This is a genomic window from Gordonia insulae, from assembly GCF_003855095.1.
GTDB classification, from domain to species: Bacteria; Actinomycetota; Actinomycetes; order Mycobacteriales; family Mycobacteriaceae; genus Gordonia; species Gordonia insulae.
On sequence record NZ_CP033972.1, the window covers coordinates 449,763 to 461,170 of the forward strand.

The following is an 11,408-nucleotide window of genomic DNA, read 5'->3' on the forward strand; positions in this document are numbered from 1 at the left end:
TCGGTACAGAGACGTGCATCACTCGACGAATGATGGGAGGGCATCGGCGTCATGGTGGGACTCCCCGCGCTGCCCGATCTCGGGGGCGCATTCGACCGTGTCCTCGCCACTGCACAGAACGGCCTCGAGGTCTTGCGGCTCGGCGGTCTCGAGACCGGGACCGAGCCCGCCCCGTTCAGCATCGTCGAGACGGAGAAGATGTTCCGTCTGCGCCGGTACTTCCCGGATACCCGCACCGACGGACCCCAGGTCGTCATGGTTCCCCCGATGATGGTGTCGGCCAACGTCTATGACGTCACCGAACAGAACGGCGCGGTGTCCATCCTGCACCGCAACGGGATCACCCCCTGGGTGATCGACTTCGGATCGCCCGACTCCGAAGAGGGCGGCATGGAACGTAACCTGGCCGACCACGTGATGGCGGTCAGTCGGGCGATCGACCTCATCATCGAGGCGACCGGACGCGACATCCACCTCGCGGGTTACTCGCAGGGTGGGATGTTCGCCTATCAGACCGCCGCCTACCGCCGATCCTCCGGGATCGCCAGCGTCATCACCTTCGGCAGTCCGGTCGACGTCCTCGCCGCACTGCCGCTGGGACTGCCGGCCGGCCTGGTGGTGCCCGGTGCCGAACTGCTCGCCGACAAGGTGTTCAACCGGCTGTGGGTGCCCGGCTGGATGGCTCGGGCCGGATTCCAGCTCGTCGACCCGGTGAAGACCGCGCGCAGCCGCATCGACTTCCTCCGTAAGCTCCACGACCGGGATGCGCTGCTCCCACGCGAAGACCAGCGCAGGTTCATCGAGGCCGAGGGCTGGGTCGCCTGGTCGGGTCCCGCGGTGGCGGAACTGCTGCGTCAGTTCGTGGTGCACAACCGGATGATGTCCGGTGGCTTCGTCATCAACGGTGATCTTGTGTCATTGACCGAGATCACCTGTCCGGTACTGGCTTTCGTCGGCGACGCGGATGACATCGGACAGCCGCTGGCGGTCCGCGGCATCCTGCGGGCGGCACCGGGTGCCGACGTCTACGAGTCGCGGGTGCCGGTCGGGCACTTCGGATTGGTGGTGGGGAGCACCGCGGGCGCGCACACCTGGCCGACCACCTCGGACTGGGTGTCGTGGCAGGAGGGCACCGGTGAACGTCCGCCTCTCGTCGAGGAGATGCCGGAGACACAGGATCCGCATGGCACCGGCGTGAGCATGTCGTCGCGGATCACCCATGGGCTCGGTTCGGTCGCCGACGCCGGCGCGGGGGTCTCCCGCGAGTTGCTCGGCATCGCCACATCGCTGCAGCGGACCTCGCGCGCGGTCGCCCAGGAATCCGTGCGGACGGTGCCGCGGCTGTTGCGACTGGGGCAGATCCAGTCCGGCACGAGGATATCGCTGGGCAAGCTGATGTCGGAGAACAGCAAACGGGCCGCCGACAAGGAATTGTTCCTCTTCGAGAACCGCGTGCTGACCCATGCCCAGGTCAATGCGCGCATCGACAACGTCGTGGCCGGCCTCATCGAGTGTGGCGTCCGACCGGGCTCCCACGTCGGCGTCATGATGGACACCCGACCGAGTGCACTGGTCGTCGTCGCCGCCTTGTCCCGCCTCGGGGCCGTCGCGGTCCTGTTGTCGTCCGATGGCGACGGCGACATCCCGGAGATGCTGCGCCTCGGGGAGTGTCTGACCGTGGTCACCGACCCCAACCACCTCGACGTCGCGGCGAAGCACAGCGATCGGGTTCTGGTCCTGGGCGGGGGCAGCGGGGAGTCGCGGGACATCGACTCCGCCGACGGCGCATCGATCATCGACATGGAGCGGATCGATCCTGACGCCGTCACCATTCCGTCCTGGTACCGGCGTGATCCCGGACTCGCGGGCGATCTGGCCTTCATCCTGTTCACCCGATCCGGGGGCAACCTCGCACCCTGGCCGGTGACCAATCACCGTTTCGCGATGTCGGCGTTCGGTGCCGCGTCCGCGGCCGGGCTCACCGACCGCGACACCGTCTACTGCCTGCCGCCGTTGCACCACGCGTCCGGGCTGCTCACCACGCTCGGTGCGACGGTCGTGGGTCGGTCGCGGATCGCGCTCTCCGAGCGGATCGACCCGGAGACCTTCGCGATGGAGGTCCACCGTTACGGTGTCACCGTCGTGTCCTACACGTGGACGATGCTCCGCGAGATCGTCCGGACCCCGGATTTCCGGGTCAATCAGTACAACCCGATCCGGTTGTTCATGGGATCGGGGATGCCTGCCGGTCTGTGGTCGGAGGTGCTCGAGAGCTACCCCCGTGCCCGGGTCCTCGAGTTCTTCGCGACCGCCGACGGCTCGGCGATCCTCTCCAACGTCTCCGGCGACCGGGTCGGATCGATGGGGCAGGCGTTGCCGGAGACCAATCCGGTCGAGGTGGCCGCATTCGACGTGGTCCGCAACCGGCTGATCATCGACGGCTCCGGATATGTCCGTAAGGCCGGGGTCGGCGAGGTCGGTCTGTTGATGGCCAAGGCCCGCCACCGGGTGGACACCTCGTCGACCGTCCTGCGTGACGTCTTCATCGCGCGTGACCGCTGGGAGGTGTCCGGACATCTGTTCCGCCGCGACGCCGCAGACGACCTGTGGTTCTTCGGGTCGGTCGAGACCGTCATCCGCACCTCGACCGGTCCCGTCTATGTGCCGCCGATCGAGTTCGCCCTGTCGCAGGTCCGCGGTGTCGACCAGGTCGCCGTCTACGGCGTCGGCGAACCCGACCAGCAGGTCGCGGTCGCCGCGGTGACGACTCGGAGCATCGCCGGGAAGTCGGAGTCACTCACCGTGTCCGCGCTGCGCATCGGCCTGGGTGGGCTGCCCGCGGAGGAACGACCGCACCTGATCTGGGTCGTCGACGAGATCCCGGTCTCCGACTCGTATCGGCCGCAGGCGAGTCGACTGGCTCGACGCGGAGTGCCGAAGCCGGGAGCTCGGGTCTGGTATCGGGATCCCGCCGGACGATATCGGCGGTATACGAGAAATGTTGCGGCCGAAGCCAATTGGTCGGGTTTCGACGCCTCGGAGCAGGCGTCCTCGTAGAACGGTGGCAGCCGGGCAGGGAGTCGGCGCGGGGGATTAGAGTGACAGTGCCGACACCGGTGATGCGGAAGTACCGACAGGAAGTGGGAGCCAGACGTGACGTCACGCGCCGAAGCCATCGATCCGATCACCCGGGAGCGGCTCGTGTGCCCGCAGGATCATGGGCCCCTGCTCGACGCGGGCGATGAGCTCTACAACCCGCGCCTGCGCGTGGCCTACCGGATCGACGACGACGGCATCCCGGTCATGCTGGCCGACGAAGCGCGCAAGGTCGACGACATCGAGCACGCGACATTGACCGGCGGCGCGGCCGACGATTCCGACCAGAACCCGGCGCCGGTGGTCGTCGATGAAGGTCCCGCGGAGGATGACAAGATCGATGGGTGACCACCGAGACGTCTGACCGCAGCACTGCCGACATCCTCTCCGAGCTCGAATGGCGAGGTCTGGTCGCCCAGTCGACCGACCTCGACGAACTGCGTGCCGAGCTGACTCGCGGGCCGATCACTCTGTATGCGGGCTTCGACCCGACCGCGTCCAGCCTGCATGCCGGCCATCTCGTCCCACTGCTGACGCTGCGCCGATTCCAGGAGGCCGGACATCGGCCGATCGTGTTGGCCGGTGGCGCGACGGGTCTCATCGGAGACCCCCGCGACGTTGGCGAACGCACCATGAACACCACCGACACCGTCGCCGAGTGGGCCGGCCGCATCGACGCGCAGCTGCGACGGTTCGTGACCATCGACGATTCGTCGAACGGGGCGGTGGTGGTCAACAACATGGATTGGACGGCCGAGCTCTCGGCCATCGAATTCCTCCGCGACGTCGGAAAACACTTCTCGGTGAACGTGATGCTGGCGCGCGAGACCGTGCGCCGACGACTCGAGGGCGACGGCATCAGCTACACCGAGTTCAGCTACCTGCTGTTGCAGTCGAACGACTTCGTCCAACTCCATCGGCGTCACGGCTGCACACTCCAGATCGGTGGTTCCGACCAGTGGGGCAACATCGTCGGCGGTGTCGACCTCGCCCGACGCATCGACGGCGCGACGTTGCATGCGATGACGGTTCCGCTGGTCACGTCGTCGGACGGGAAGAAGTTCGGCAAGTCCACCGGTGGGGGCAGCCTCTGGCTCGATCCCGAGCTGACCAGCCCATACGCTTGGTACCAGTACTTCGTGAACACGGCCGATGCCGATGTCGTGCGCTATCTGAAGTGGTTCACGTTCCTGAACCGAGACGAGATCGCGGAACTCGAGCAGGCCACCGCGGAGACACCGCATCTGCGGAAGGCCCAGAAGCGCCTCGCCGCCGAGATGACCACCCTCATCCACGGTGCCGCGCACACCGCGGCGGCCGAACTGGCCAGCCAGGCACTCTTCGGACGGGCCGAACTCACCGACCTCGACGAGCAGACGCTCGCCGCCGCGCTGGGGGAGACGTCCGTCGCCGACTATGCCGGCACGCGTCCGACCATCGTCGAGCTCTTGGTCGACACCGCGCTGTCGGACAGCAACAAGGCTGCACGACGTGCCGTCGCCGAGGGTGGTGCGTACGTGAACAACACGAAGATCGTCGACGCGCAATGGCAGCCGGCGCCCCAGGATCTGCTGCACGGGCGATGGTTGGTCATCCGCCGCGGGAAGAAGAGTTTCGCCGGCGCGACGATATCGCTCTGACCAGGCGATTTGACGCGTTGTTCGCACCTGTGTAACTTAATCGACGCACCGCAGAGAGCAACTCCCCCGGGGCCGACAAGGACTCGGGGAAGTGAAAGTGCCAAGAGCCAATGGTTCTGGGCGGCTTAGCGAGGCCAGCCCGCGAAACGAAGTCAGAATCGCGAGTTGCGGACCGGAAAACGGTCTGGTAGGCTGGAAGAGTTGCGCCGGAGACGGACAACAAATCCAAACAGAACGTAAAGCTTGCAGGTGAGCGCCTCTTTACGGGGTAGTGCCGGTGGGTGTGTGTTCTTTGAGAACTCGATAGTGTATTGGTGGATTGTTTGATGCCATTTATTTTGAATGGCATTGGATTTTTGGCGCCACAATTTTGTGGCGTTGAGTTTTTTGCCAGTTTTTAAGGATTGTTTTAGTCAGGTTTTGCTTTCCTGATTGTGTTGAAACTCTGCCGGCTCTCGAGTCGGCGGCTTTCAGTAAGTTTTCATGGAGAGTTTGATCCTGGCTCAGGACGAACGCTGGCGGCGTGCTTAACACATGCAAGTCGAACGGAAAGGCCCAGCTTGCTGGGTACTCGAGTGGCGAACGGGTGAGTAACACGTGGGTGATCTGCCCCAAACTTTGGGATAAGCCTGGGAAACTGGGTCTAATACCGGATATGACCATGGGATGCATGTTCTGTGGTGGAAAGCTTTTGCGGTTTGGGATGGGCCCGCGGCCTATCAGCTTGTTGGTGGGGTAATGGCCTACCAAGGCGACGACGGGTAGCCGACCTGAGAGGGTGATCGGCCACACTGGGACTGAGACACGGCCCAGACTCCTACGGGAGGCAGCAGTGGGGAATATTGCACAATGGGCGCAAGCCTGATGCAGCGACGCCGCGTGAGGGATGACGGCCTTCGGGTTGTAAACCTCTTTCACCAGGGACGAAGCGTGAGTGACGGTACCTGGAGAAGAAGCACCGGCCAACTACGTGCCAGCAGCCGCGGTAATACGTAGGGTGCAAGCGTTGTCCGGAATTACTGGGCGTAAAGAGCTCGTAGGCGGTTTGTCGCGTCGTCTGTGAAATTCTGCAACTCAATTGCAGGCGTGCAGGCGATACGGGCAGACTTGAGTACTACAGGGGAGACTGGAATTCCTGGTGTAGCGGTGAAATGCGCAGATATCAGGAGGAACACCGGTGGCGAAGGCGGGTCTCTGGGTAGTAACTGACGCTGAGGAGCGAAAGCGTGGGTAGCGAACAGGATTAGATACCCTGGTAGTCCACGCCGTAAACGGTGGGTACTAGGTGTGGGTTCCTTTTCACGGGATCCGTGCCGTAGCTAACGCATTAAGTACCCCGCCTGGGGAGTACGGCCGCAAGGCTAAAACTCAAAGGAATTGACGGGGGCCCGCACAAGCGGCGGAGCATGTGGATTAATTCGATGCAACGCGAAGAACCTTACCTGGGTTTGACATACACCAGACGCATACAGAGATGTATGTTCCCTTGTGGTTGGTGTACAGGTGGTGCATGGCTGTCGTCAGCTCGTGTCGTGAGATGTTGGGTTAAGTCCCGCAACGAGCGCAACCCTTGTCCTGTATTGCCAGCGGGTTATGCCGGGGACTTGCAGGAGACTGCCGGGGTCAACTCGGAGGAAGGTGGGGATGACGTCAAGTCATCATGCCCCTTATGTCCAGGGCTTCACACATGCTACAATGGCCGGTACAGAGGGCTGCGATACCGTGAGGTGGAGCGAATCCCTTAAAGCCGGTCTCAGTTCGGATCGGGGTCTGCAACTCGACCCCGTGAAGTCGGAGTCGCTAGTAATCGCAGATCAGCAACGCTGCGGTGAATACGTTCCCGGGCCTTGTACACACCGCCCGTCACGTCATGAAAGTCGGTAACACCCGAAGCCGGTGGCCTAACCCTTGTGGAGGGAGCTGTCGAAGGTGGGATCGGCGATTGGGACGAAGTCGTAACAAGGTAGCCGTACCGGAAGGTGCGGCTGGATCACCTCCTTTCTAAGGAGCACACAACATCACTCGTTTCGTGGGCGTATGTTCCGCGGCGAGTGTGTGTTCGAGGGTGAAACATCAAACAAGCCCATGTCTGTCGCATCAGCGGCCGGCAGGGTCGTCGTCGGTCGTGAGGCCGATGTGCTGCCAGTACACTATCGGGGTTCTGAGGGAACACGCGTTTCTTCAGGGCCGTTCATAGCGCTGCTCTACTGATCCGTCTTGTGATGAGGCGGGGAGGGGTAAGTGGATGAATGGTGTGTGTTGTTTGAGAAGTGCATAGTGGATGCGAGCATCTTTATTTGTCATGAACACTGTGGTGTTTGTGGTTGATTTTGTTGTTTATCGTTTTGTGGTGATGTCTACATTTGGTCCTCACTGTGTGTGGGGTTGTTTGTAGGTGTTGTTGTAAGTGTTTAAGGGCGTTCGGTGGATGCCTTGGTACCAGGAGCCGATGAAGGACGTGGGAGGCCGCGATAGTCCTCGGGGAGTTGTCAACCGTGCTGTGATCCGAGGGTGTCCGAATGGGGAAACCCAGCACCCGTGATGGGGTGTTACCACCAGGTGAATGTATAGCCTGTGTGGGGGGAACGTGGGGAAGTGAAACATCTCAGTACCCATAGGAAGAGAAAACAATTGTGATTCCGTGAGTAGTGGCGAGCGAAAGCGGAGGAGGCTAAACCATGCGCATGTGAGACTCGGCAGGGGTTGTGTGTGTGGGGTTGTGGGGTTCATCTTCTCAGTGCTGCCGTGCTGGGCGTGAGTGATAAAATTGTGGGTTAGGTGAAGTGGCCTGGAATGGTCTGCCGTAGTCGGTGAGAGTCCGGTAGCTGAAAACCTGCAGTCTTGCGTGATGTTCTCCCAAGTAGCAGCGGGCTCGTGGAATCTGCTGTGAATCTGCCGGGACCACCCGGTAAGCCTGAATACTTCCTGGTGACCGATAGCGGACTAGTACCGTGAGGGAAAGGTGAAAAGTACCCCGGGAGGGGAGTGAAATAGTACCTGAAACCGGACGCTTACAATCCGTCAAAGCCTGTGCACCCTTTGGTGGGTGGTGGGTGATGGCGTGCCTTTTGAAGAATGAGCCTGCGAGTTAGTGCTCGGTGGCGAGGTTAACCCGTGTGGGGTAGCCGTAGCGAAAGCGAGTCTGAATAGGGCGTTGAGTCGCCGGGTCTAGACCCGAAGCGGAGTGATCTACCCATGGCCAGGGTGAAGCGACGGTAAGACGTCGTGGAGGCCCGAACCCACTTCAGTTGAAAATGGAGGGGATGAGCTGTGGGTAGGGGTGAAAGGCCAATCAAACTCCGTGATAGCTGGTTCTCCCCGAAATGCATTTAGGTGCAGCGTTGCATGTTTCTTACCGGAGGTAGAGCTACTGGATGGCCGATGGGCCCTACTAGGTTACTGACGTCAGCCAAACTCCGAATGCCGGTAAGTGAGAGTGTGGCAGTGAGACTGCGGGCGATAAGGTTCGTAGTCGAGAGGGAAACAGCCCAGATCGCCGGCTAAGGCCCCTAAGCGTGTACTAAGTGGAAAAGGATGTGGGGTCGCGAAGACAACCAGGAGGTTGGCTTAGAAGCAGCCACCCTTGAAAGAGTGCGTAATAGCTCACTGGTCAAGTGATCCTGCGCCGACAATGTAGCGGGGCTCAAGTACACCGCCGAAGCCGCGGCACTCCACCAATACATCCGCAATGCCTTACGGGGTGTTGTGTAGTGGGTGGGGTGGGTAGGGGAGCGTCCTGCATCCCTGGAAGCACCGGCGTGAGCTAGGTGTGGAGGGTGTGGGAGTGAGAATGCAGGCATGAGTAGCGAAAGCAGAGTGAGAAACTCTGCCGCCGAATGACCAAGGGTTCCTGGGCCAGGCTAATCCGCCCAGGGTGAGTCGGGACCTAAGGCGAGGCCGACAGGCGTAGTCGATGGACAACGGGTTGATATTCCCGTACCCGTGTACAGGCGTCCATGCTGAATCAGTTGTACTAACCATCCAAAACCGGATGGATCACCTTCGGGTGACCGGATGGGGCTGCATGGGACCTCGGCTGGTAGTAGGCAAGCGATGGGGTGACGCAGGAAGGTAGTGGGGCCAGTCAGTGGTTGTACTGGTGTAAGCCTGTAGGGAGTGGCATAGGCAAATCCGTGCCACAGATATCCTGAGAGGTGATGCGTAGCCGTTGCGGCGAATTCCATGATCCTATGCTGCCGAGAAAAGCCTCTAGCGAGTTGGTACACGGCCCGTACCCCAAACCAACACAGGTGGTCAGGTAGAGAATACTAAGGCGATCGAGAGAACTGTGGTTAAGGAACTCGGCAAAATGCCCCCGTAACTTCGGGAGAAGGGGGACCCAGACTGGTGAACACCTTTCGGTGGGAGCTGGTGTGGGTCGCAGAGACCAGAGAGAAGCGACTGTTTACTAAAAACACAGGTCCGTGCGAAGTCGTAAGACGATGTATACGGACTGACGCCTGCCCGGTGCTGGAAGGTTAAGAGGACCGGTTAGTGCCCTTCGGGGTGCGAAGCTGAGAATTTAAGCCCCAGTAAACGGCGGTGGTAACTATAACCATCCTAAGGTAGCGAAATTCCTTGTCGGGTAAGTTCCGACCTGCACGAATGGCGTAACGACTTCTCTGCTGTCTCAACCACAGACTCGGCGAAATTGCAGTACGAGTAAAGATGCTCGTTACGCGCGGCAGGACGAAAAGACCCCGGGACCTTCACTATAGCTTGGTATTGGTGTTCGGTTCGGTTTGTGTAGGATAGGTGGGAGACTGTGAAACTCGCACGCCAGTGTGGGTGGAGTCGTTGTTGAAATACCACTCTGATCGTATTGGACTTCTAACCTCGGACCCTGATCGGGTTCAGGGACAGTGCCTGGTGGGTAGTTTAACTGGGGCGGTTGCCTCCCAAAATGTAACGGAGGCGCCCAAAGGTTCCCTCAGCCTGGTTGGCAATCAGGTGTTGAGTGTAAGTGCACAAGGGAGCTTGACTGTGAGACGTACATGTCGAGCAGGGACGAAAGTCGGGACTAGTGATCCGGCACCGGCAAGTGGAAGCGGTGTCGCTCAACGGATAAAAGGTACCCCGGGGATAACAGGCTGATCTTCCCCAAGAGTCCATATCGACGGGATGGTTTGGCACCTCGATGTCGGCTCGTCGCATCCTGGGGCTGGAGTAGGTCCCAAGGGTTGGGCTGTTCGCCCATTAAAGCGGCACGCGAGCTGGGTTTAGAACGTCGTGAGACAGTTCGGTCTCTATCCGCCGCGCGCGTCAGAAACTTGAGGAAACCTGTCCCTAGTACGAGAGGACCGGGACGGACGAACCTCTGGTGTGCCAGTTGTCCTACCAAGGGCACTGCTGGTTAGCTACGTTCGGAAGGGATAACCGCTGAAAGCATCTAAGCGGGAAGCCTGTTCCAAGATGAGGTTTCTCACCCCCTTCGAGGGGGTAAGGCCCCCCACAGACCATGGGGTTGATAGGCCAGAACTGTAAGCTCAGTAATGGGTTCAGGTGACTGGTACTAATCGGCCGAGGACTTACCAACAACACTTATCACCGATAAGACTGTGACGCATCCACTATGCACCTCTGAAACAACACACAATCAGGCAAAACAAACCCGAAGTGTGTGTGGGTTTCATAAAGTTACGGCGGCCATAGCGGAGGGGAAACGCCCGGTCCCATTCCGAACCCGGAAGCTAAGCCCTCCAGCGCCAATGGTACTGCACCCTAATCAGTGTGGGAGAGTAGGACACCGCCGAACACAATTTGAGCTGTGGCCCCCGAGTATTACTCGGGGGCCACAGCCTTTTGTGCGTTCAGGGCTCGTGCGTTTGTCGCGAGTTCGTCGCGCGCGAGATCAGCCATCGCAGAATCTCCGCGGTGAGTGCGGCCGGTGCGTCGAAATGGATCAGGTGACCTGCGCCGGCGATCTCGCTCACGGTTGCGCCGGGGATGAGATCGTGGAGCCGATGGGCACGGTCGACGGGTATCCAGGTGTCCTCGCGTCCCCAGACGATGTGCGTCGGAATGCCCAACGTCGGATACGCCGGTTCGATCGCGTCGGTGAACATCTGGTCGGCTTCCGCGATCTGCCGGTAGAAGGCTGCTTGTCCCGCGTCGTCGAGCCACGGTGACATCAGCATGTCGAGATCGTCTGGGCGGAGTTGTCGGTAGGCGGCACCTCGGATGTACGCCTCGAGGACACCGCGATGGATGGCTGCCGGCAGTGCGGCGAACACATCGGGGTTGTCGTGGACCAGCGTGAAGAACGGTGAGCCCCAGGGTCGAAGGGCGACGACGTCCACGAGGCAGAGCGATCGGTAGTGCGCCCCGTGGAGAAGTGCCGTGCGTAGGGCCACGGCTCCGCCGATGTCATGGGCGACGACATGAGGCCTGTCCAGTTCCCATAGGTCGAGGAGATGGGCGAACAGACGTGCCTGCACGCCGAGATCGACCGGGTGTTCGGGTTCTTTCGACGACCCGCCGTACCCCGGCATGTCCCACAGATGGACGCTGAAGCCACGGGCGCAGGCGTCGGCCGTTTCTCGCCAGAGGGCGGACGACCACGGTGTCCCGTGCAGGAACACCACCGGTTCTCCGGAGCCGAATCGGTCCCAGACAACGGTTCGACCCTCCCACTGTGCGGAGCGCGTCAGCGTCGTGTTGTCGTTCACCTGC

Annotated in this window: 3 protein-coding genes, 3 rRNA genes and 1 pseudogene; 6 read left to right on the forward strand and 1 reads right to left on the reverse strand. The window is 61.1% G+C overall.

Annotated elements, in window-relative coordinates; genetic code table 11:
* Positions 1-51 precede the first annotated feature (51 nt).
* The 6 genes and pseudogenes from D7316_RS02170 to rrf all read left to right on the forward strand — a co-directional run bounded on the left by D7316_RS02170 (position 52) and on the right by rrf (position 10,491).
* Entirely contained in the window at positions 52-3,057 is a 3,006-nt protein-coding gene (locus tag D7316_RS02170) for an AMP-binding protein (RefSeq protein WP_124706844.1), read from the forward strand.
* A gap of 96 nt (positions 3,058-3,153) precedes the next feature.
* Positions 3,154-3,363 (forward strand): annotated as a pseudogene (locus D7316_RS02175) (Trm112 family protein); the annotation flags it as partial.
* Between the two features lie 77 nt (positions 3,364-3,440).
* Positions 3,441-4,736, forward strand: a complete 1,296-nt coding sequence (gene tyrS / locus D7316_RS02180) for a tyrosine--tRNA ligase (RefSeq protein ID WP_124706845.1) — start codon at positions 3,441-3,443, stop codon at positions 4,734-4,736.
* Between the two features lie 480 nt (positions 4,737-5,216).
* Positions 5,217-6,737: ribosomal RNA gene (locus tag D7316_RS02185) — 16S ribosomal RNA — on the forward strand.
* Between the two features lie 400 nt (positions 6,738-7,137).
* Positions 7,138-10,272, forward strand: a 23S ribosomal RNA gene (locus D7316_RS02190).
* Positions 10,273-10,374: 102 nt separating this feature from the next.
* A 5S ribosomal RNA gene (gene rrf, locus D7316_RS02195) occupies positions 10,375-10,491 on the forward strand.
* The 16S, 23S and 5S rRNA genes sit together here, the layout of an rRNA operon.
* A gap of 55 nt (positions 10,492-10,546) precedes the next feature.
* Here rrf and D7316_RS02200 read toward each other — a convergent pair.
* On the reverse strand, positions 10,547-11,404 hold the full coding sequence (locus D7316_RS02200; RefSeq protein WP_232016729.1) for an alpha/beta fold hydrolase: 858 nt from the start codon (positions 11,402-11,404) through the stop codon (positions 10,547-10,549).
* Between the last annotated feature and the right edge of the window lie 4 nt (positions 11,405-11,408).